The organism is Pectobacterium araliae, assembly GCF_037076465.1.
Lineage (GTDB): Bacteria > Pseudomonadota > Gammaproteobacteria > Enterobacterales > Enterobacteriaceae > Pectobacterium > Pectobacterium araliae.
Genome location: NZ_AP028908.1, coordinates 1746265 through 1768884, shown reverse-complemented (window position 1 = coordinate 1768884; position 22620 = coordinate 1746265). Strand labels below are relative to the sequence as shown.

The 22620-nt window shown below is 54.7% G+C and carries 21 protein-coding genes and 1 riboswitch; of the genes, 5 read left to right on the top strand and 16 right to left on the bottom strand.

The features are described 5' to 3' along the window. Window positions 1–10: 10 nt before the first annotated feature. Genes AACH44_RS07980 through AACH44_RS07965 form a run of 4 tightly spaced genes read right to left on the bottom strand, consistent with a single transcriptional unit; the run spans window position 11 to window position 5135 of the window. The gene (locus AACH44_RS07980; RefSeq protein WP_261848559.1) at window positions 11–1042 is read right to left on the bottom strand and encodes a FecCD family ABC transporter permease; all 1032 of its coding nucleotides are present in this window, start codon (window positions 1040–1042) and stop codon (window positions 11–13) included. After that, window positions 1035–2024, bottom strand: coding sequence for an iron ABC transporter permease (locus tag AACH44_RS07975; protein ID WP_338659556.1), 990 nt, complete (start codon window positions 2022–2024; stop codon window positions 1035–1037). Before AACH44_RS07975 ends, AACH44_RS07980 begins: the two co-directional genes overlap by 8 nt. Next, a complete protein-coding gene (locus AACH44_RS07970) occupies window positions 2021–3040 on the bottom strand; it encodes an iron-siderophore ABC transporter substrate-binding protein (RefSeq protein WP_338659555.1) in 1020 nt (339 codons plus the stop codon). Before AACH44_RS07970 ends, AACH44_RS07975 begins: the two co-directional genes overlap by 4 nt. Then, window positions 3030–5135, bottom strand: a complete 2106-nt coding sequence (locus AACH44_RS07965; protein ID WP_338659605.1) for a TonB-dependent receptor — start codon at window positions 5133–5135, stop codon at window positions 3030–3032. Before AACH44_RS07965 ends, AACH44_RS07970 begins: the two co-directional genes overlap by 11 nt. Window positions 5136–5649: 514 nt before the next feature. Here AACH44_RS07965 and hlyD point away from each other — a divergent pair. The 4 genes from hlyD to AACH44_RS07945 are packed head-to-tail and all read left to right on the top strand — an operon-like array spanning window position 5650 to window position 10712. Next, complete coding sequence (gene hlyD / locus AACH44_RS07960) at window positions 5650–6678, top strand: secretion protein HlyD (protein WP_338659554.1); 1029 nt, start codon at window positions 5650–5652, stop codon at window positions 6676–6678. Continuing rightward, window positions 6671–8413, top strand: coding sequence for an ATP-binding cassette domain-containing protein (locus AACH44_RS07955; RefSeq protein ID WP_338659553.1), 1743 nt, complete (start codon window positions 6671–6673; stop codon window positions 8411–8413). The genes hlyD and AACH44_RS07955 overlap by 8 nt, the downstream gene beginning before the upstream one ends. Then, on the top strand, window positions 8406–9581 hold the full coding sequence (locus AACH44_RS07950) for an ABC transporter permease (RefSeq protein ID WP_338659552.1): 1176 nt from the start codon (window positions 8406–8408) through the stop codon (window positions 9579–9581). Before AACH44_RS07955 ends, AACH44_RS07950 begins: the two co-directional genes overlap by 8 nt. 9 nt (window positions 9582–9590) lie before the next feature. Next, window positions 9591–10712, top strand: coding sequence for an ABC transporter permease (locus tag AACH44_RS07945; protein ID WP_338659551.1), 1122 nt, complete (start codon window positions 9591–9593; stop codon window positions 10710–10712). 72 nt (window positions 10713–10784) lie between these two features. Here the strand turns inward: AACH44_RS07945 and AACH44_RS07940 are convergent, their stop codons facing one another. The 6 genes from AACH44_RS07940 to moaA form a co-directional block, all read right to left on the bottom strand. Continuing rightward, complete coding sequence (locus tag AACH44_RS07940; protein ID WP_261848552.1) at window positions 10785–11492, bottom strand: Bax inhibitor-1/YccA family protein; 708 nt, start codon at window positions 11490–11492, stop codon at window positions 10785–10787. Between the two features lie 111 nt (window positions 11493–11603). Then, a complete protein-coding gene (gene moaE, locus AACH44_RS07935; RefSeq protein ID WP_338659550.1) occupies window positions 11604–12056 on the bottom strand; it encodes a molybdopterin synthase catalytic subunit MoaE in 453 nt (150 codons plus the stop codon). A gap of 2 nt (window positions 12057–12058) precedes the next feature. Beyond that, the gene (moaD, locus tag AACH44_RS07930) at window positions 12059–12304 is read right to left on the bottom strand and encodes a molybdopterin synthase sulfur carrier subunit (protein WP_261848550.1); all 246 of its coding nucleotides are present in this window, start codon (window positions 12302–12304) and stop codon (window positions 12059–12061) included. Continuing rightward, the gene (gene moaC, locus AACH44_RS07925) at window positions 12301–12795 is read right to left on the bottom strand and encodes a cyclic pyranopterin monophosphate synthase MoaC (RefSeq protein ID WP_039295623.1); all 495 of its coding nucleotides are present in this window, start codon (window positions 12793–12795) and stop codon (window positions 12301–12303) included. The genes moaD and moaC overlap by 4 nt, the downstream gene beginning before the upstream one ends. Before the next feature lie 18 nt (window positions 12796–12813). Further along, window positions 12814–13332, bottom strand: a complete 519-nt coding sequence (gene moaB, locus AACH44_RS07920) for a molybdenum cofactor biosynthesis protein B (RefSeq protein ID WP_338659549.1) — start codon at window positions 13330–13332, stop codon at window positions 12814–12816. A 34-nt stretch (window positions 13333–13366) separates the two neighbouring features. After that, on the bottom strand, window positions 13367–14356 hold the full coding sequence (gene moaA / locus AACH44_RS07915) for a GTP 3',8-cyclase MoaA (RefSeq protein ID WP_261848548.1): 990 nt from the start codon (window positions 14354–14356) through the stop codon (window positions 13367–13369). Beyond that, window positions 14344–14492, bottom strand: a riboswitch (molybdenum cofactor riboswitch). It overlaps the preceding gene by 13 nt. Before the next feature lie 285 nt (window positions 14493–14777). On the opposite strand from moaA, the gene yvcK reads away from it, so the two are divergent. Beyond that, on the top strand, window positions 14778–15710 hold the full coding sequence (yvcK, locus tag AACH44_RS07910) for a uridine diphosphate-N-acetylglucosamine-binding protein YvcK (protein WP_261848547.1): 933 nt from the start codon (window positions 14778–14780) through the stop codon (window positions 15708–15710). Here yvcK and AACH44_RS07905 read toward each other — a convergent pair. The 6 genes from AACH44_RS07905 to bioB form a co-directional block, all read right to left on the bottom strand. Next, window positions 15686–16117 carry a VOC family protein gene (locus AACH44_RS07905; protein WP_261848604.1) on the bottom strand — a complete coding sequence of 144 codons (432 nt, stop codon included), beginning with the start codon at window positions 16115–16117 and terminating at the stop codon, window positions 15686–15688. The two genes, yvcK and AACH44_RS07905, sit on opposite strands and share 25 nt — an antisense overlap. A 28-nt stretch (window positions 16118–16145) precedes the next feature. Further along, a complete protein-coding gene (uvrB, locus tag AACH44_RS07900) occupies window positions 16146–18158 on the bottom strand; it encodes an excinuclease ABC subunit UvrB (protein ID WP_261848546.1) in 2013 nt (670 codons plus the stop codon). Window positions 18159–18945: 787 nt separating this feature from the next. After that, window positions 18946–19626, bottom strand: coding sequence for a dethiobiotin synthase (gene bioD / locus AACH44_RS07895; protein WP_261848545.1), 681 nt, complete (start codon window positions 19624–19626; stop codon window positions 18946–18948). Further along, window positions 19619–20380 carry a malonyl-ACP O-methyltransferase BioC gene (gene bioC, locus AACH44_RS07890; RefSeq protein ID WP_261848544.1) on the bottom strand — a complete coding sequence of 254 codons (762 nt, stop codon included), beginning with the start codon at window positions 20378–20380 and terminating at the stop codon, window positions 19619–19621. The genes bioD and bioC overlap by 8 nt, the downstream gene beginning before the upstream one ends. After that, on the bottom strand, window positions 20361–21518 hold the full coding sequence (bioF, locus tag AACH44_RS07885) for an 8-amino-7-oxononanoate synthase (protein ID WP_261848543.1): 1158 nt from the start codon (window positions 21516–21518) through the stop codon (window positions 20361–20363). Before bioF ends, bioC begins: the two co-directional genes overlap by 20 nt. A gap of 39 nt (window positions 21519–21557) precedes the next feature. Continuing rightward, window positions 21558–22595: a biotin synthase BioB gene (bioB, locus tag AACH44_RS07880; RefSeq protein ID WP_261848542.1), complete on the bottom strand. Its 1038-nt coding sequence runs from the start codon at window positions 22593–22595 to the stop codon at window positions 21558–21560. Window positions 22596–22620: the final 25 nt, after the last annotated feature.

Here is a 22620-nt window from a genome sequence, read left to right as displayed (position 1 = left end):
TCTTGCGATCTCAGTAACGTTGCCGAAGCAATAAGTAGATAAAGAAAGGCGTCCCAAGTACGGAGATAAAAATGCCAGCAGGCAGATCCAACGGTAGGAATGCCGTGCGGCCAAGTAAATCGGCCACCATCACCAGTAATCCGCCCGTCAGCGCCGACACCAACGCCAGTCCGGGGAATGAACGGCTCGCCAACTTTTTCGCAATATGCGGAGCCAGCAGGCCGACAAATGCCATCGCGCCCGCATAGGCAATCGCAGCTCCTGCCAGCGCGACACTCAGCGTCAACAGCGCGAGCCGGATGCGCCCGACAGATTGCCCGACACCGCAGGCCAGCGCGTCATCCAGCTCGTGGACATTAACATGTCGCGCCAGCCCCACTAAAAACGGTGCGCCAAGCAGCAACCAACCCGCCAGCGCCGACACATGCTGCCACTGTGCGCCATAAATACTGCCCGTCAGCCAGACATAGGCCGTCAGCGTGGTGCCTATCGGGCTAAACACCAGCATCATGGTCACCGCCGCACCCATAATAGCGGACAACCCAACGCCGACCAATACCAGTCGCAGCGGCGATGCGCCTTGTTTCCAGGCCAGCAGATAAATGGCAACAGCGGTGATCCACGCCCCACCCATTGCTGCCACAGGGAGCCAGCGCTGGCTTATCGTCGTTGCCAGAAACGAGAGGAAGAATACCGCTGCTGCCGATGCGCCGCTAGTAATCCCCAGAATATCCGGCGACGCCAGCGGGTTACGCACAATGCTTTGCAGAATCAAGCCGGATATCGCCAGCGCGCCACCCACCAGTAGCGCCAGCAACGCACGCGGCAACCGCAGGTCGTTGACGATAAAGTGTACGCCGCTGTCTGCTTTTCCCAGCAGCGCCGACATCACCTGCACGGGCGACAGCACTACCTCGCCCAGCGACAGCGAGAGGAACACCACCGCTAGCAACACCAGCAGGAGCGACAACGCCACCGCAGACGTGCGGCGATCAATCTGGCGCGATACCCTTCCCACGCGCACGGTATACACCTTACCCATGCCGCATTCCCCTTCTCGCCAGATAAATGAAGAAGGGTGCCCCCAGCAGCGCAGTCATTGCCCCGACTGGCACTTCCTGCGGCACGATCAGCAGACGCGAGGCGACATCAGCCAGCAGCAACAGCGTGGCACCGAAAATAGCGCAGCCGGGCAGCAGCCAGCGGTGATCGGCAGACAGCACGCGGCGCACAATATGCGGCACGATCAGCCCGACAAAACCGATATTTCCGGCTATTGCCACCGCGCCGCCCGCCAACCCGATCACGCACAGCCCGGACAGCGCACGCACCAACGCCGTTCGCTGTCCCAGCCCTTTGGCAATCTCGTCGCCTGCTACCAGAATATTCAGGTGACGCGCCAGCAGCAGCGCGAGGAATAGCGCGATAACAAAGTACGGCAGGAGCGGTAACAGCATCGACAGACTACGGCCGGACACCGACCCGGCCAGCCAGAACAGCATGCTGTCCAGCCCGTCCTGATTGATCACCAGCAACGCCTGCGTAAACGAAATAAACAGCGCGCTAATGGCGGCTCCGGCCAGCACAATACGTAAGTGGCTGGAACGAGCATTGCCCAGCGTTCCCAGCACGTACACCATAACGCCAGCAACGGCCGCGCCCAGATAGGCCGTCCACGCCAGCGCGATCTGCGAGGAAAAGGTAAATAGCGAAGACAGCAGGACGATGGCAAACATGGCTCCCGCATTAATGCCAAATATCCCCGGCGAGGCCAGCGGGTTGCGCGTCAGCGCCTGCATTAGCGCGCCGGCAACAGCAAGGCTGGCACCGACAACGATGGCAATCACCGTCCGCGACAGGCGGGTCGTCAGCACCAAAATGTGATCGATCTGCTGCGGATCGTAATGGAACAGCGCGTTGAATACCGCGCTAAGCGAAATCGTCGTTTGCCCCAACATCAGACTAGCGGCAATACTCAGCAGCAGTAATACGACACCCACTGCCGTCACGATGCATTTTCTCATCGCGTCTGGCTCTCCTTGGTGATATCGCTTTTTTTACCCGCAGTTTCAGCTTTGCCAGCAAACTGCCGTTCGATATCATCCAGCATATTATTCGCGCCCAAAATACCGCCAGACAGGCTCCAGGCTACGTTATCCACCGGATAAACCTGTTGCTGCTGAGGCGCATGCAGCCGCTGCCAGAGCGGATGAGCCTGCCAGTCACGATAGTTCTGCGCTACCGCAGGCTTGTCTGACCGCAGCAACACAAAGAACAGATCGGCATCCACCACCGGAATGCTCTCTTTACTCGTAAGCTTTTGCATCACGCCTGACGTGTAGCTTTCCGGCCGCGACCAGACAAAACCGATTTCCGACAGCACCGATCCAGCGAAACTGGCGGGCAGATAGGTACGCAGGTGATCTTCACGGAATTCAAGGATAGACACGCTGAGCGGCCAGCGTTCGCCAAACCGCGCTTTCAGCTGGTCGCGCAGGGAATCCACGCGCCGATCCCAATGGGATAAAATCTCGTTCGCCTTATCTTCCCGGTTCAGTGCTACGCCCATCATCTGCACCGTGTCCTTAAATTCAGACACCTTGTCCAGCGCAATCGTCGGCGCGATCTGCGACAGCAGACCGTAGATTTTCTCATGCCGAAACGTCGACGCCACGATGAGGTCAGGTTTGAGTAGCGCGATGGTTTCCAGACTGGGCTGCGTTTCCAGCCCAACCTGCGTGACACCCTGCAAGGCGGGACGAAGGTAGCGATAAATCGGCTTCTCCGTCCACGATTCCACCACGCCAATTGGCTTGATTCCCAGCGCGACGGCAGAGTCGGTCGCCCCCTGAAACAGCGTCACGATACGCAGCGGCGTCCCTGTTACCGAGGTCACACCCAGCGCATGCCGAATCTGACGCGGTGGTTCCGCCGCCTGCGCCAACGTCACCAGTAAAAAAGACAACAACACGGCCAGCGTCAAACGCTGCCGTGTTGCTGAATTGAAGACGGTGTTAAATCGGTTAAGCTTAGAAATCAATCGAATAACCCAGCGTTACCGTGCGGCCGCGCCCAGAGAAATAGCGCGTATCATTAACAAGCCCCGCCTGCGAATAGTAGGTGATGTACTGTTTATCCAGCAGGTTAGCCACCGCAACGTTGAGGCGACCATGCGGCAGTTTGTAGCCCACCGCCGCATCCATCAACAGGTAACCGTCAAACGCCATACCCGCATCGTCAAAACTGCGGCCAAAGGCATAATTCGCCTGCACGAACGAACTCCATTGGTCATTCCAGTTCGCCGACCAACTGGTGATCAGGCGATCCGGCGCGATATCCAGACCATTGAATTTTTTATCCACTTTACCATCACCGTCGTTGTCATACTTCCCTTCACTGTGCGCGTAGGAGGCATTAACTTTATGCTGCTCGTTGATCTGATAACCCGCAGTCACTTCCACACCACGAATCTGCGTACGCTGACGATCGGACAAAAATACACCACCGCTCTCTCTAACACGCTCACCCAGTTTCGATTTGGACTCATAGTAGCTAGCTTCAAGATCAAACTTATCCCGTTTAAAACGGAACCCCGTCTCTACGTTATCCGTCACAATCGGCTTAAAACCGTCAAAATTTTTCAGGCTAACCCCCGTACGGTTGATGGAACGCAGCGCGCGACCCACGTCCGGCATTCCAAACCCTTCCGAGTAGTTAGCAAACAGGCTGAGTGAATCCGTCGCGGCATAGACGATACCGGCGTTATACAGCGTTTCATTAAATTTCGGGCTACCGCCTTGTACCGTAACGCTGTTGTTAGACGCCAGTGTTTGATAATCGTTGACCTGGAGTTTAGCAATTTCATGGCGTACGCCCGCGTGTAGCGTAACGTTATCCAGCAGTTGATATTCGCCCTGAATAAACGGCGAATAGTTGGTGTATTCCATCTCCGGCACATAGGTTCGCTTGGTCAGGTAGAGGTCCTGCTTGCCCTTATCGTACAGCGTATCGAAACCCACCGTGACTTTCAGCGTGTCATCCAGCAAGTCGTCTTTAGTCAACGCCAATTTAGTGCCATATTTGTTAGCAACGGATCGAGATTGCTCATAAAGCGTACCCCGGGGAGCAATCGCGGGATCTTGAAACGTATTTGAAATCGTTGCGCCAAACAGCGCTTCATAGCGTTGATTAAACACCAGTGCGGACAGCTTCATCCCCGCCAGATCGTGATGCTCATAAGTCAGCCCCGTCGTCCAGATACTGTTATTCGGTGCCTCACCCGGCGGTGTGCCGCGTACTGACGTGGTAGGAATACCCTGATCACGGATACCGTCCACGCTCAGGTAGTTATTTTCACCTTTGATGTGATAGCGATTTACGCTCAGTTGAACGCGCTGATAGTCATCCAGCCAGTACCCCACTTTCGCGAGCAGATCGTAAGCGCGAGAATCCATGGTATCGCCCTGCGTGTTATCCACGCCGACAGGTCGATTGTTGCCGTCCAAATACAACCCCTGATTCTCATAGCCAATTGAGAACAGATAATCGAGGTAATCCTCGCGCCCGTCGACCCGATAGGTGGTTTTATAACTGGCAGTTTCGCCGCGAATCTTCTCCGTGGGCAGCGTGGTTTGCACATTGATGTGCTGATTAAACGAACCGTTTTCCGGCCGCCGGGTGATGATATTAATCACTCCCCCCGTCGCCCCCATTCCGTTGGTGGCGTTGGCACCATGAATCACTTCAATACGTTCGACCATCGAGTAGTCAACGGTATGCATCTCACGTCCGGTCGGACGCAACGGGTTGGATTGCGGAATACCGTCGATCATCACCAACGCCGCACGACCGCGGAAGGTTTCACCGCTGCCACTCATTTTCTGCCGGCTGGGGGAGAACGAAGGCAGCAGGTTACTCAGAATTTGCGATGAGTCAGAGGTGACCTGCATCTGCTGCTCAATTTGCTCTTTGGTAATCACCGTGACCACCTGTGGTGCTTTCTGCTGCTGGATGTTCGAACGCGAGGCGGTAATCACCATCTCATCACCGCTCGCCTCACCCTTTTTGGCTGTATCATCTTGTGCATACGCCGGAGCAATCAGCACGCATGGCATCAATGCGAGTAAAATGCGCATCTGGTTCACTGTTCTTCCCCTTTGGTTATGTATTCAACCGTAAATAAAAATCACCACCTGTAGCGAGGCGTTTATCTGAAAACAACGCCCCCCGGCGCAGACAAAAAAATGCCAAAATGCTTCACTTCACGCGAAACATCTTGGCGGGTATTACCGGCTAAGGCATTGAACGCGGGGGTTTCCACCCTATGCACTGCATCAATGCCGCCAGCTCGCTATGTAATTGCTAATAACAATTATTATCATTCAATTAAATAAATTACAATAGCGACGATTTATTTCCACTTTTTTAACAAAATTAAGGGGTTGTGCCAGATATGGGCAAATCTGCCCGAAGGTATTCGACGGATGCCGTGCATTTTTGTGAACCAGATCACACCAAATTGCCATAAAGACCTGTAACTCGTCATATTATTAATCACTTACAGAAATAAGAGACGACGCATCCTCTGAACGGCCTGCGGGATCGCGACCGCCGGCAAGCTCACCGCTGACAGACAAGGAACTATGCGTGATGAACAAGAGAAAACTGGCGTTCGCCGCCCTCATCCTTATCCTGCTCGGCTCGGGTTACGGCTTTTATCACCACCATCAGCAGCAGGAAAAACCGCTCACGCTCTACGGCAATGTGGACATCCGCACCGTCAACCTGGCCTTTCGCGTCGGCGGCAGAGTGGCAGAGTTGAACGTAGATGAAGGCGATGCCGTACAGGCAGGCCAACCGCTGGCAACGCTCGATGCCGCGTCTTACCTGAATGCACAAAACCAGGCACAGGCGAATCTCGCCAGCGCGCAAGCACAGCTTCAGCTTGCGCAGGAAGGCTACCGGCAGGAAGAGATCGCGCAGGTGCGATCTCAGGTTGTCCAGAGTCAGGCGGCCTATGATTACGCCAACAGCTTCTACCAGCGTCAGCAAGGGCTGTGGGACAAACGCGCGATTTCCGCCAACATGCTGGACGACGCCAGAACAACGCGCAATCAAGCATTTGCAACACTACAAGCGGCGAAAGACAAGCTGAGCCAGTTTGAGCGCGGCAATCGACCGCAGGAAATCGCCGCTGCACAGGCAGTCGTGGCACAGGCCGAAGCCGGACTGGCACAAGCGCAATTGGATAGGCAGGACACGGAGTTGCTTGCTCCCTCACCGGGAGTGATCCTCACCCGTGCCGCCGAAAAAGGCAGTATGCTGGCGACGGGCAGCACCGTTTTTGCCCTCTCTCTCACTCGCCCCGTTTGGGTACGCGCCTATGTAAGCGAGAAGGATCTCGGCCGCGTCGTACCCGGTAGTCAAATGCTGATTTACACCGATGGCCGCCCCAACCAGCCCTATCGAGGTAAAGTCGGTTTTGTGTCACCCAGCGCCGAATTCACGCCGAAGAGCGTCGAAACCGAAGATCTTCGTACCGACCTCGTTTATCGCCTGCGTATTGTGGTTAACGATCCCGATGACGGGTTACGGCAAGGGATGCCGGTCACGCTGCATTTTGAGGATGCGCACGCTGGAGATGCCAATCGCGCCAACGAGCCCGTTCGTCATGACTAATGCTTCCACGCAGATTACGTTGGACGGGCTGGAAAAGTGCTTCGCCGGGCAGGAAAAACCCGCGCTTGCCAGCCTCACCGCCGAAATACATAGCGGTGCGGTGACCGGGCTGGTTGGCCCTGACGGCGCGGGGAAAACGACTCTGCTGCGTATGCTGGCGGGATTATTAACACCCAGTCACGGCACGTTACGCGTCGCCAATCTTGACCCCATCGAAGAAGATCGTCAGCTCCATGCCATTTTAGGCTACATGCCGCAAAAATTCGGCCTGTATGAAGATCTGACGGTAATGGAAAACCTGACGCTGTATGCCGACTTACGCGGCATCACTGGCGATGTACGCAAAGACACCTTCGAGCGCTTGCTGTCATTTACCGACTTAACCCGCTTTACCGACAGGCTGGCAGGCAAACTGTCCGGCGGTATGAAACAAAAGTTGGGGCTGGCCTGTACGCTACTAGGACAGCCTAAAGTACTTCTGCTGGATGAACCAGGTGTAGGCGTCGATCCGATCTCTCGTCGTGAATTGTGGCACATGGTGCATGAACTGGCTGACGATGGCATGTTGATCCTGTGGAGTACGTCTTACCTTGATGAGGCGGAACAATGTCGGGATGTACTACTGCTGAACGAAGGCGAGCTGCTGTATCGCGGTGCACCACGCGATCTGACCGCACGCATGGCGGGACGCTGTATTTTGGTTGATACCGGCACTCGCCGACATCGAGATGTACTGCAAGAAGCGCTGCGCCTGCCACAGGTCAGCGACGGCGTGATTCAGGGGCAGTACGTCAGGTTGATGCTAAAACCCGACGCGGATCGGACATCGCTGCTCTCCGCCTTACATCTGGAAACCAACAGCCTGCACGACACCGATCCGCGCTTTGAAGATGCGTTTAACGATCTACTCGGCGGCGGCCCGGCCAGTGACTCTTCGCTGGCGAGCATCATGCCGCAAATTGACATCAGCGGCGGCGAAACGGTGATTGAAGCACAGGCGCTGACGAAAAAATTTGGTGATTTCGCCGCGACTGACCACGTCAGCTTTCAGGTGAAACGAGGCGAAATCTTCGGTCTGCTCGGTCCGAACGGTGCGGGAAAATCAACCACCTTCAAGATGATGTGCGGCTTGCTGGTGCCGACTGACGGCAAAGCGCTGGTGCTCGACATGGATCTGAAAACCAGCTCCGGTAAAGCCCGTCAGCATTTGGGTTATATGGCGCAAAAGTTCTCGCTCTACGGCAACCTGACCGTCGAACAGAATCTGCGATTTTTCTCCGGCGTCTATGGGCTCAAGGGCAAAGCGCAGCGCGATAAAATGGCCGGAATGACCGACGCCTTCAACTTCCAGCCCATTTACCGCCAAACACCGGACGCCTTGCCATTGGGTTTCAAGCAGCGGCTGGCGCTGGCCTGCGCACTGATGCACGAACCCGATATTCTGTTTCTCGACGAACCCACCTCCGGCGTCGATCCGCTGACCCGACGCGAATTCTGGATACACATCAACGGCATGGTCAATCGTGGCGTCACGGTGATGGTCACCACCCACTTCATGGACGAAGCCGAATACTGCGATCGTATCGGTCTGGTGTATCACGGCAAGCTAATTGCCAGCGGCACGCCGGACGAACTGAAACAGCAGGCGGCCAGCCCACAGACGCCATCGCCGACTATGGAAGAAGCGTTTATTGCGCTGATTCAGGCGTATGACGGGGAGGCGGAACATGGTTGAACAGAATAGAACTGAGCAGGATAAAGCGAGCCAGCACGGCAGCACGCATTTTTCAGGGCGTCGCCTGCGGGCACTGTGCCTGAAAGAGACGCGCCAAATCTTGCGCGACCCCAGCAGCGGGTTGATTGCGTTCGTGATCCCGCTGCTACTGCTGTTTATCTTTGGCTACGGCATCAATCTGGATTCCAGCCGCCTGCACGTCGGTATCCTGATGGAGCAACAGAGCGAAGACGCGCGCGATCTGGCAAATACCTTCGCAGCCTCGCCGTTTATTTCACCGACCATCAGCAATGACCGCCAGCAGTTAATTCGACAAATGCAGGCGGGTAACATTCGCGGGCTGATCGTCATCCCTACCGATTTTTCCAAACGGCTGGCACGACCGGGCGATCGCGCACCAATACAAGTCATCACCGACGGCAGCGAACCCAACACGGCAAACTTCGTTCAGGGATACGCAGAAGGCATCTGGCTTCATTGGCAACAGCAACGGGCGGAAGATCGCGGTTATACCTTTGAGCAGCTTATCGAGGTGCAATCGCGCTACTGGTTTAATCCGGCCGCCATCAGCCAGCATTTCATCATCCCCGGTGCGATTACCATCATCATGACGGTGATTGGGGCGATCCTTACCTCGCTGGTGATTGCTCGTGAGTGGGAGCGCGGGACGATGGAGGCGCTGCTCTCTACGCAGGTCACCCGCGCCGAGCTACTGCTGTCCAAGCTTATCCCCTACTATTTCCTCGGCATGATTGCCATGGCGCTGTGTATTCTGGTGTCGACCTTCATCATGCAAGTACCCTATCGCGGATCGTTGCTGCTGCTGTTTGTTATCAGTAGCCTATTTCTTGCCAGCACGCTGGGCATGGGGCTGCTGATTTCCACCCTCACCCGCAACCAGTTCAACGCCGCCATGGTGGCACTGAATGCCGCATTTCTGCCTGCCATCATGCTGTCCGGCTTTATTTTTGAAATCGACAGCATGCCGGAATTTGTCCGCGGTGTGTCGTACCTCATCCCGGCACGCTATTTCGTCAGCACGCTACAAACGCTGTTTCTCGCGGGAAACATCGGTTCAGTGCTGATCACTAACCTGCTGTTTTTGATTCTCTCCGCGATGCTATTTATTGGCCTGACTGCCTGGCGAACCCGGCGCAGACTGGATTAGGGAGTGACTATGCTGCATCGTCTGTGGACGTTGATTATCAAGGAACTGCAATCGCTGCTGCGCGATCCGCAAACGCGCTCCATTCTGGTGTTGCCCGTTATCCTTCAGGTTTCCTTGTTTCCTTTCGCTGCAACGCTCGACGTGACCAATGCAACCATTGCGATTTACAGCGAAGACAATGGCTCCCATGCGATAGAACTGACACAGCGCTTTGCCAAGGCAAAATCCTTTTCTCGTGTGCTGATGCTACGTAGCCCACAGGACGTGGCACCGACGCTGGATAATCAGCGAGCACTACTGATTCTGCGTTTCCCTCCGCAGTTCTCGCGTGATATCACCAACGGGAATAGCGCATCGCTCCAGCTTATTTTGGACGGCAGACGCTCCAACAGCGCCCAGATCGCCGCTAACGACGTGCAGCACATCGTGCGTGATTATCAGTTGGAGCTGCTGGCGACCAGAACGGTTCAAAGTACCGCTACTCAACATAACAGCGAGCTGGTGGTACGCCACTGGTATAACCCAAATCTGGACTACAAATGGTTTGTAGTGCCATCGCTGATTGCCATGATCGCCACGATTGGCGTGCTAATTGTGACCGCGCTTTCTGTGGCACGTGAGCGGGAACAGGGTACGCTGGAACAACTGCTGGTTTCGCCGCTCTCCACCAGCCATATTTTCATTGGCAAAGCCGTACCTGCGCTGATTGTCGCCACGTTTCAGGCCACGATCGTGCTGCTGGCGGGCATACTGATTTTCCATATCCCCTTTGCCGGATCGCTGCTGCTGTTTTACACCACGATGCTGATCTATGGTCTGTCGCTGGTCGGTTTCGGCCTGCTGATTTCCTCGCTGTGCGCCACGCAGCAACAGGCATTTATCGGGGTGTTCGTCTTCCTGATGCCCGCGATCCTGCTTTCTGGCTATGTTTCACCGGTTGAGAACATGCCAGTCTGGTTGCAGCACGCCACCTGGATTAACCCGATCCGCCACTTTACTGACATCACCAAACAGATTTATCTCAAGGATGCGGATTTCAGCATTATCTGGGGGAGTTTATGGCCGCTGTTTATCATCACGCTAACCACCGGCTCGGCAGCCTACGCCATTTTTAGGCGGAACATTGCGTAATAGCAGGTAAGAGGAAAAGATAGGTAGGAAGCTATCTGGCGCGTGGAACCGCGCCAGATAGATGAGCAAGGATTAACGACGATTACCCAAAATACGCAACAACATCAGGAACAGGTTGATGAAGTCGAGGTACAGCGTCAACGCACCGACGATGGAGTATTTGCGGAAGCTGTCTTTGTCATCAACGGATAGCTGCTCGCCGATATTTTTCAGCTTCTGGGTGTCATACGCGGTCAGACCGACAAACACCACCACACCGATATAGGTTACTGCCCACATTAGCGCTTCACTTTTCAGCCATAGATTCACCAGCGAGGCCAGCACAATCCCGATCAGCGCCATGAACAGCATACTGCCAAAGCCGCTCAAATCACGCTTGGTGGTGTAACCATACAGGCTCATCGCCCCGAACATCCCCGCCGTAATCACAAAGGTACTGGCGATGGACTCGGTAGAATAAACGGCAAAAATACTGGAAAGCGTCAACCCTGTCAGCGCGGAATAAAGCATAAACAGCGAGGTGGCAACCGTGCCGCTCAGACGCTGCACCATGCCAGAAATCACAAACACCAGCCCCAGTTGAGCAATGATCAACCCGAAGAAAGTGATTTGACTGGAAAAAACAAAATCAAATACCGCAGGCGTATTCGCCGCATACCAGGAGACGAACGCCGTCAACAGCAGGCCACAGCCCATCCAGCCATAAACCTGTGCCATATAGGCCTGAAGACCAGACTGTGAGCGTTCAACAATTGAACCCGAGCGTGGATATCTGTCCATGATGTTACCTTTGCATAAAGTTATCTGATTAACGCGGCGCGAACCGCCTGTTGGGGGATCGAGGATGAAAATGCTCACCCCGCCATCCTTTTATCCTAACACAGAAATCGACTACCAGCGCTGCGCAGCCTGTTTATCGCTGTCGCGTGACGCTACCCAGCGTTCACCTTCCGGCGTCGCTTCCCGCTTCCAGAACGGCGCCCGGGTTTTCAGGTAATCCATGATGAACTGAGCAGCATCAAACGCCGCGCTGCGGTGGGCGGCGCTGACGCCGACAAACACAATTTCATCGCCCGGATAGAGTGCGCCGACCCGATGAATTACGCTCACACGCGGCAGTTCCCAGCGCTCGCGTGCCAGCTCAACAATCTCCGCCAGCGCCTTTTCTGTCATGCCGGGGTAATGTTCCAACGTCAACGCGCTAACGTTTTTCGCCAGATTGTGATTACGCACCTTGCCAGTAAACGTCACCACCGCGCCGTCTTCATCACACTGTGCCAGCCATTGATACTCATCACCCACGTTGAAGTTCGCTTCGCCAACCTGAATACGCGTTTCGACCACGATCAACCTCCGGTTACTGGTGGAAAAAAGGCGACTTCATCACCATCCTGTAGCGGGTGCGACAGTTCAACCAGTGATTGATTCACCGCCGCCAGCAACTTGCCGGATTCCAGTGCCAGTTCCCAACGAGAGCCGCGCAGGCACAACGCCTGTCGAACATCCTCCACGGTGGCATATTCGGCAGGCAGCGACAGGCTATCTGTTTCGATTAATTCACGGACTTGTGCAAAAAACAGAATCGTAATCATGATCCCTCCGCCGTAAAGTCGCCGGATTTGCCGCCGCTTTTCGCCAGTAGGCGCACCGGACCAATCACCATATCTTTCTGCACAGCCTTGCACATATCATAGATAGTCAGCGCAGCAACAGAAGCCGCCGTCAGCGCTTCCATCTCCACACCGGTTTTCCCCGTCAGGCGACAAACGGATTCGATACGAACCCGATTGTGCTCCGGCTGCGCTTCCAGCTCGACAGCAACTTTGCTCAGCAACAGCGGATGACAGAGCGGAATCAGTTCCCAGGTACGTTTCGCCGCCTGAATCCCGGCGATGCGCGCGGTGGCGAACACGTCCCCCTTATGGTGACTACCAGCAATAATCATCGCCAGCGTCTGCGGTGCCATTTCAACGAAAGCCTCCGCGCGGGCTTCACGCACGGTTTCAACTTTGGCGGAAACATCTACCATTGCAGCTTCGCCAGCGGCGTTAATGTGGGTCAATTGTGGCTTAGATGATGACATAGTGAATAAGGCTTACCGTTAAGAGGATTTTTTCAAGTGCGGGTAAAAATTGCACGGTTTCTGGCGCGCATCCAGCTGTTCCTGAATGATGCGTTCCCATGCGGTTCGACAGGCACGCGTCGAACCCGGCATAGCGAAAATCACCGTCTGGTTAGCCAGACCGGCAAGCGCACGGGATTGCAGTGTCGCCGTGCCAATATCTTCATACGACACCATGCGAAACAGTTCGCCGAAACCTTCAATTTCCCGATCAAACAAGACACTAATGGCTTCCGGCACCACATCCCCTGCGGTAAAGCCCGTCCCGCCATTAATCAGAATGCCCTGCACCTCGTCGCTGGCAATCCACGCTGAGATCTGTGCTCGAATCTGGTACAGATTCTCTTTCACAATGGCGCTGGCAACAATGCGGTGCCCTGAGGACAGTGCCGCTTCACGCAGATAGTCGCCGGACGAATCATCTTCCGCTGTACGACGTTCGGAAACGGTCAAAACGGCAAGATTGAGAGAAACGAATTCGCTGCTGACTTTGCTCATGTCAGGCTCCTTTAAGAATCAGTGATGTTGTGGATTAACCGCCGATAAATGACAGATTTTGCGTGATGCCGCTGTTGCCTTCATGCAGGAAATGAGTCTGCTTCTTCGTCGACAGCCCGCCCGAGATGCGCATTTTCAAATCATCAAGATGGCGATCGTCGGCCAGCAAATCACGCAGCGGAATGCCCTGTTCGCCAAAGAGACACAGATGAAGATTCCCCACAGCGGATACGCGCAGGCGGTTGCAACTCAGGCAGAAGTCTTTCTCATACGGCATAATCAGCCCGATTTCTCCCTGATAGTCAGGATGGCTGAACACCTGAGCCGGGCCGTCGCTGCGTGCGCGTGGCTGCTGTTGCCACCCTTGCTGCAAGAGCTGTTGGCGGATCACTTCGCCGGAAACGTGATGACGGCGGAACACATCGCCCCCTTCTCCTGTTTCCATCAGTTCAATAAAGCGGAGTTGAATCGGGCGGTGTTTAATCCAGTCGAGGAATGTGTGCAGGCTGCCTGCGTTTACATCACGCATCAGCACGGTGTTGACTTTGACCTTGGCAAAGCCACAGTCAAAGGCCGCATCAATGCCGTCCATCACCTGCCGGAATTTATCCTGCCCGGTAATCGCATGAAACTGGCGTGCATCCAGGCTGTCGACGCTCACGTTCAGCGCCGTTAATCCGGCATCTCGCCATTGAGCAACGTCGCGTGCCAAACGGTAGCCGTTGGTGGTTACCGCCAGCGTGCGGATAGCGGGGTTTTCACGGATCGCAGCAATGATATCGACGAAATCGCGACGTAAAGACGGCTCTCCCCCCGTGAGGCGGACTTTTTCCGTCCCTAATTCGGCAAAAGCGCGGCTGACGCGACGAATTTCATCGAGTGATAAAAAGCGATGTGGGTTCGTACCCTTGGCCTGATAACCATCCGGCAGACAGTAGGTACAGCGAAAATTGCAGACGTCTGTAATAGACAGACGCAAATAGTAGAACTTGCGCGCAAACGCATCAGTCAGTTGACTCACCATAAACACCTTTCCAAATACGGGAGATGCAGGCATTTCTGCCTCGCACCCTGGTGACCGCGAAGGCCACGGCCAGGGCACCGTATCACGCGCAACAAGCGCATCACTTAGGCACCAAGGCTAGGAGTTTGATTCCTATCAGTTATCCGTTAAACAGCCGCGAGATAACCGCTCAAGAATCGTGATTTCATTAAGCAGTCTACTGCGAAAAAGCGCAGTCAACCACTCTCAAAATCGGTATATAATTAAATATATAGCGAATTTTCAATATCTTATACTGCATAGCATACGGAAAAATGCGCGCCTGAATTTGTCTCAGGTCATGCCGGTGTGAGGATTTTTCGCGTTTTAAGGTGAAATCAGCTACCTTAGCGGCGATTGTCACAAACACTTCATATTATTCAGGCTCATTCATAAGGTTTCTATGCGCAATCGCACGTTGGCCGACCTCGACAGGGTTGTCGCACTCGGAGGCGGACACGGTTTAGGTCGTGTGATGTCTTCACTCTCTTCCCTGGGTTCACGGCTAACCGGCATAGTCACGACAACAGATAACGGTGGTTCAACTGGCCGCATTCGTCGCTCTGAAGGCGGCATTGCCTGGGGCGATACCCGCAACTGCCTGAATCAACTGATTACGACGCCCAGCGTCGCATCCGCAATGTTTGAGTACCGGTTTAACGGTAACGGTGAACTTGCCGGACACAATCTGGGTAACCTGATGCTAAAAGCGCTCGACCACCTGAGCGTGCGTCCATTGGAAGCCATCAATCTGATTCGCAACCTGCTCAAGGTGGACGCTTTTTTAATTCCGATGTCCGAGCATCCTGTCGATTTGATGGCGATCGATGAACAGGGCGACCCTGTTTATGGTGAAGTCGAGATCGATCAGCTGGCAGCCTTGCCGCAGGATTTGATGCTGTACCCTGCCGTCAAGGCCACGCGCGAGGCGATTGATGCCATCGCAAAGGCCGACCTGATTTTGATTGGTCCCGGCAGCTTTCTGACTAGTCTGATGCCGCTGCTGCTGCTGGAAGATCTAACACAGGCGCTCCGCCGCACGCCCGCGCCAATGGTATACATCGGCAATCTGGGCAATGAGCAGAGCAACCCTGCCGCCCGCCTGACGCTGGTGGAGAAGCTATCCTGGATTGAACACAAAGTAGGGAAACCCGTGGTGGATGCCGCGATTGTCGGTCCAAAAGTCGATATCAGCCAGATCGGCGACCGTCTGATCGTACAGCAGCCGCTGGCAGCAGAAGATGTGCCTCACCATCATGACCGCGAACTGCTGCGCCAGGCCATCGATCGTGCATTACAGCTGCTGGGCTCTCAATCCCGCAACCACGGCGTATAAGTGACACCAATCAGCACGCCTTCGGGACTCAGGAAACGCGTGACCTGCTGTCCCCAAGGCTCAAGACGGTTTTCCACCAACAACGCATAGCCCTGTGCTTTCAGCGCCTCTGTCGCTTCAGCCATATCCGCTACTTCAAATTCCAGCCAGCTTTGTGGTTCAAGAAAATGCGTAGGCCAACTCTCCTGCCCGAAACAGGATTCGCTGGCCTGTGACAGCGGCCACAGCGCGAAATGCTTCACGCCATCCAGCACATCAGTTACCAGATAGTCGCTCCCTTCCGCAACGGGTTTCAACGGCAACTTCAGCGTATCGACATAGAGCGCATGGCTGGCAGAAAGTGCTTTCACGATGGGCCCGAAACCTGCCACAAACAGCACCTCAACACCCGGTATAGTCTGATTCATCATTGATCCTCAGTGAACGCTGGTATCGTTAGGATACCGCGATAAATTGCGCGCGCAGTGCCTGTACTTCATCGCGCAGGGCGGCAGCCTCTTCAAATTCAAGATTCTGCGCATGCGTCAACATCTTGCTTTCCAGCTCGCGAATTTTCAGTTCCAGCGCCTTCGGCGTCATGAGTTCATAACGTGCTGTCGGTTCTGCCGCTTTACGGTTGCCGCGTCCTTTGCCTTTGTTCGTCGGCCGACCCAGTTGCAGAATATCGGAAATCTTCTTATTGATGCCCTGCGGCACAATGCCGTGCTCGGTGTTGTAGGCTTCCTGCTTCTCGCGGCGGCGCTCCGTTTCACCAATCGCTTTCGCCATTGATGCCGTAATCCGGTCGCCGTAGAGAATGGCTTTGCCACGCAAGTTACGCGCTGCGCGGCCAATCGTCTGGATCAGGGAACGTTCGGAACGCAGGAAACCCTCTTTATCAGCATCCAGAATCGCCACCAGCGACACTTCAGGCATATCCAGCCCTTCACGCAGCAGGTTGATCCCTACCAGTACGTCGAACTCGCCAAGACGTAAATCACGGATGATTTCCACGCGCTCGACGGTATCGATATCCGAGTGCAGATAACGTACCCGCTCGCCATGTTCTTCCAGATACTCCGTCAGGTCTTCCGCCATGCGCTTGGTCAGCGTGGTCACCAGTACCCGCTCGTTAATCGCCGCACGCAGACGAATTTCGGAAAGCAGGTCATCCACCTGTGTCGCAACAGGCCGTACTTCGATGATCGGATCGAGCAATCCGGTGGGGCGAACCACCTGATCGATCACGTCACCGCCCGATTTTTCCAGTTCATAGTTACCCGGCGTCGCAGACACGTAGATCGTCTGTGGAGCCAGCGCTTCAAATTCTTCAAATTTCATCGGTCGATTATCCAGCGCTGAAGGCAGCCGGAAACCGTATTCGACCAGCGTCTCTTTACGCGCGCGGTCGCCACGATACATACCGCCGATCTGGGGGACGGTGACGTGGGATTCATCAATGACCAGCAGCCCGTCCGCAGGCAAATAGTCAAACAGCGTCGGTGGTGGCTCGCCGGGGCCACGACCGGAAAGGTAACGTGAGTAGTTTTCGATACCGGAGCAGTAACCCAGCTCGTTCATCATCTCCAGATCAAACTGGGTGCGCTGACTTAACCGCTGCTCTTCCACCAGCTTATCGTTCGCCAGTAGCACCTTTCTACGGTCAGCCAATTCAACCTTGATGTCTTCCATCGCCTGCAAAATACGCTCACGCGGCGTGACGTAGTGCGTTTTTGGATAGATGGTATAGCGCGGCACCGTTTGGAGAACGTGACCCGTCAGCGGGTCAAACAGCGACAGTCGTTCCACTTCTTCATCGAACAGTTCAACGCGCAGCGCGATTTCGTCAGATTCTGCTGGGAAGATATCGATCACCTCACCGCGCACGCGGAACGTACCGCGCTGAAACGCCTGATCGTTACGGGCATACTGCAATTCGGCCAGACGCCGCAAAATAGCGCGCTGATCAATCAGCATCCCCTGTGTCAGGTGCAGCATCATTTTCAGATAGAGATCGGGATCGCCCAGACCATAGATCGCGGACACCGAGGCCACAACGATCACATCGCGCCGCTCCAGCAGCGCTTTTGTCGCGGAAAGGCGCATCTGTTCGATATGTTCGTTAACCGACGCATCTTTTTCAATAAAGGTATCTGAGCTGGGAACGTAAGCCTCTGGCTGATAGTAGTCATAGTACGAGACGAAATACTCGACGGCGTTATCAGGGAAGAATTCTTTCATTTCACCGTACAGCTGGGCTGCCAACGTTTTATTCGGCGCGAGCATCATCGTCGGCCGATTGAGGTCAGCGATCACGTTGGCGATGGTGAACGTCTTACCTGAGCCCGTTACCCCAAGCAGCGTTTGGTGCGCCAGCCCGTCTTCCAGACCCTCTTTTAAACGACGAATGGCTTCAGGCTGATCGCCTGCCGGTTTAAAGTCAGAATTCAGTGTAAATACTTTACTCATCGTTAAGCACGCTACTTATCGTTATTGCTCATCGCTAAATACGATGTTCGTGGGGGGACACTCGGAACTTTATTCTGAATGCCAATGATGAAATTTGCCACCGCCATGATACTGGATATAAAAACAGCATCAAGAAAATTATCGCTGGATTGGATGATTAATCGACGAATTAATTTGCTAGCACATTCATCTTTAATCTACCAGATAAAATCATCATGATTTATCCCCAGATTAGGTAAAAATGTAACATCCTGGGATGATCAGTGACGTTAATTCATGCAACTACACACCGTTGATGTTCAAGACACTTGATTTTACTTAACCATATGATAATAAATAGATTAACAAAAGCGTGGAGAATAGCGTCAACCCAGCGACAAGCCGCGCCAGCTCTCGCTTAAGACGCGTTGTCTATCCATAATACACATAGTTATCCACAGAAATGGTGGATAACTCCCACAACCCCGCATCAGCCCTGAGTTAGAGAAACACCCGCTTCACCCATGATCCCCCCTGATATGGATTTTCTTCACACTCTTTCTGTGATTTATCGCATAAGTATTAGACGGAAAAAGACTAAAAACAGCGGGGACAACCATGCCACAATTCAGGTATTACCGGGAGGGGGGAGGCAAAGCAACGAAGGTTTTATCTATTGGTATCAATAAAGGTATAGGTTTAACCCTCATTAAATCGATAACAGTATAACAGTATAAATGGTAAAACCTGTTGTCATCCCTAAAAGGGGGGTTTTACCGTTTTGTTCTGAAATCGAATGATGTAGGGCTCATTTATTTAATAATTCAATATCAATATACTGCCCTAGATCATGCTGATGGAGAGTCGATAAATAAGGAATTTCACCCAACATCGGGGCAGGCAAGCGCTGTTGCAACGTTTGTAGATACGGCTGATGCCATTTCCCAGGCAGAATGATGTCATTAGCGATCCAGCCGCCAAGGTGCAAACCGGCATGTTGAATGGCAAAGGCGGTGAGCATCGCGTGGTTAATGCAGCCCAATTTGATACCGACGACCAAAATTACAGGAAGCTGTTCCTGCCCCACCCAGTCGGCAAACGTGTCCTGCTCCGACAGCGGCGTAAACCACCCGCCAGCGCCTTCGACCAGCACCCAATCCGCCTGTATTTCTAATGCACGTAACCCTGCTGACAGCTCCGAAAGATGAATCGGCCGCTGTTCCGCCGCACTGATAATATGCGGCGAGGTCGGTTCCATAAACGCCAGTGGGTTCACCATCGGATAATCAAGATGAATACGGCTATTGGCCTGAAGCACCAGCGCGTCGCTGTTGCGAATACCATCAGCCGTCATCTCACAGCCGGACGCCACGGGTTTATAGCCAGCGGTACGGTATCCGGCGCGACCCGCGGCCTGAAGCAGCGCCGTACTCGCAACCGTTTTCCCGACTTCAGTATCGGTGCCCGTCACAAACCAGCGTTCAATCACGATAAATTACTCCATAAACCAGTTGATAACTGAGCGGGTAGCCGCCCTGTTGTTGCGGATAGCAAGCCGCCAGCGCAGACAAACGCGCCCGGCTCAAAAGTCCCGGCGTGCGCCCTTCATGCAGCCAGGTCGCACCAATTCCCTTGAGCGATTTCATCAGCGCTAGCACATCGGGAAAAAGGCACACTTCACGTTCCTGCACCAAATGATGCCGATAACGCTGACAGGCTGCACCAATCGAGGAGAGCGACAGAAAGCGATTCGTCCGCTGCGTGCCGTCCAGACGCTGCCACGCCTGCGACAATTCACTTAAGGAACCGTCCGCCAGCGTCGCAAACGCAATAACGCCCCCCGGCCGCGTGACCCGATACAGCTCGGCCAGCGCACGCGGTAACGAATCGCACCACTGCACCGCCAGATTGCTGTAGCTGATGTCCACGCTGCTATCCACCAGCGGCAGATTTTCGATATCGCCCTCCAGATAACGATCGGCAACGTGCTGCTCACGGGCATACGCCAGCATGTCTACCGACAAATCCAGCGCGGTGACCGTTTTTCCGATCTGACGCCAGTGGCGACTAAAATGCCCGGTTCCGCACCCTGCATCCAACACCGCTGCACCACTGTGCGACGGCATCAACGTCAGCAGGCGTTCTCCGCTGGTGCGTTGCAGTTCGGCAAAGCGGTCATAGCCCCCCGCCGCACGCCCAAACGCCTGCGCAATCGCCTTCTTGTTATAGTTTTCTTTCAGCATGGTGCAATACCGTAAGCAAGCGGCTGATATCTTCCGGCTGATGTTCCGCCGTCAGCGTAATCCTCAGACGCGCACTACCGGGCGGCACCGTCGGCGGCCGCATCGCGCTAACCCACACGCCCTGTTCACGCAGATGGCTCATCAATGCCAGCGCCCGCGCATTCTCACCAACAATCAGCGGCTGGATTGCGCTCTGCGAATCCATCAGTTGGTATGACGAGTTGGAAAAGCCCGCGCGAAACTGCGCGATGTTACGCTGTAGCGCATCACGCCGCGCGTCGCCCTGCCGGACACAATTGACTGCCGCGCTCAACGCACAGGCCTGTGCCGCTGGCATCGAGGTGCTGTAAATCAAATGACGGGCAAATTGCAGGAAGTACTCGGCCAATGGTTCGGCACACAGCACCGCCGCACCGCTCACCCCAAACGCCTTGCCGAACGTGACGATCAGCAGCGCCGGTTTGACACTCTGCTGCCAACAGCTGCCGCGACCTTCATCCCCCAGCACGCCAATCCCGTGCGCATCGTCCACCATCAGCCAGGCATCGTGCGCCCTGCACTGATTTTGCAGCGCCGACAGCGGCGCGGTATCGCCATCCATGCTGAAAACGCCTTCGGTTACCACCAGCGTCTGGCCATCCGTAGGTTTCTCCAGCAGCGCTTGCAGGCTATCGGCCTGATTATGTTTAAAGCGTCGCAGGGTCGCGGGTGACTGTGCAGCGGCTTCCAGTAATGAAGCGTGACTGAGCTTATCGGCAAAAATCCGGTCTTCTGGCTGTGCCAGCGCGGCCACCACGGCCTGATTCGCGGCATAGCCGGAAATAAACAGCAGCGCACGCGGATAACCCAACCAGTCGGCCAGTTGGTTTTCCAGCGCGGCATGCGCATCGGTGTACCCCGTCACATGCCCGGAACCGCCGCTGCCAATACCGTATTGCTCTGCGCCCTGCTGCCAGGCACGCACAATCTCAGGATGATGACTCAATCCCAGATAATCGTTACTGGAAAAATTCAGATAGCTGCGATCGCCCTGCATCAGCCAGCGTCCGCTACCGCCCTGATTAGCCAGCCGCACACGGTAAGCATCGTCATGCTGACGCTGTACCAACGCGGCTTCGATACGTTGCTGCCAGCTCATGATTCAGGACACCCTCTCCCGCGGTTTGCGCACCACGCGCTATACCGCAGCATTGTAAAATTGCTCGCTATCCGCGTTAATCAGCTGTTCCGTCAAGCGCTGCTGCTGTTGATTGTCTCCAAATTCGGTCCCAGTTTGCTGTGGATTCAGACCTAACTTGAGGAACAGCGCCAGATCCTTATCTTCTTTCGGATTTGGCGTCGTTAACAGTTTGCAACCGTAGAAAATGGAGTTCGCCCCCGCCATAAAGCACATCGCCTGCGTCTGTTCACTCATCTGCTCGCGTCCAGCGGACAGGCGTACATAGGAAGCCGGCATCATGATACGCGCAACGGCAATAGTACGAATGAAATCAAACGGATCGACATCCTCGTTATCCGCCAGCGGCGTGCCTTTCACCTTAACCAACATATTGATCGGCACGCTTTCCGGCGGCGTCGGCAGGTTAGCCAATTGCACCAGCAGCCCGGCACGATCCCGCACGGTTTCACCCAGCCCGACGATGCCGCCCGAGCAAACTTTAATGCCCGCGCCGCGCACTTTATCCAGCGTATCCAGACGTTCCTGATACGTGCGGGTGGTGATGATGCTGCCGTAAAATTCCGGTGAGGTATCGAGGTTATGGTTATAGAAATCCAGTCCAGCAGACGCCAGACGCTCGGCCTGATCGTTGTGCAGCGTTCCCAGCGTCATGCAGGTTTCCATCCCCATCGCTTTGACGCCTTGCACCATCTGTTCCAGATACGGCATGTCACGCTCGTGCGGGTTTTTCCACGCCGCCCCCATACAAAAGCGCGTCGATCCTGCGGCTTTCGCCTGACGGGCCGATTCCAGCACCTGTTCAACCTGCATTAAACGCTCGGTATCGATCCCAGTGCGATAGCGGGAGCTCTGTGGACAGTATTTACAGTCTTCAGGGCAGGAGCCAGTTTTAATGGAAAGCAACGTGCTTACCTGCACCTGACGGGGATCAAAATGCTGTCGGTGGATCTGCTGCGCTTCAAACATCAGTTCCAGAAAAGGTTTATTAAATAAGTCTTGCGCTTGCTCAAGCGTCCAGTAAATGCGGCTAGCCATTTCGGCATCTCCAAACTAAAAACGT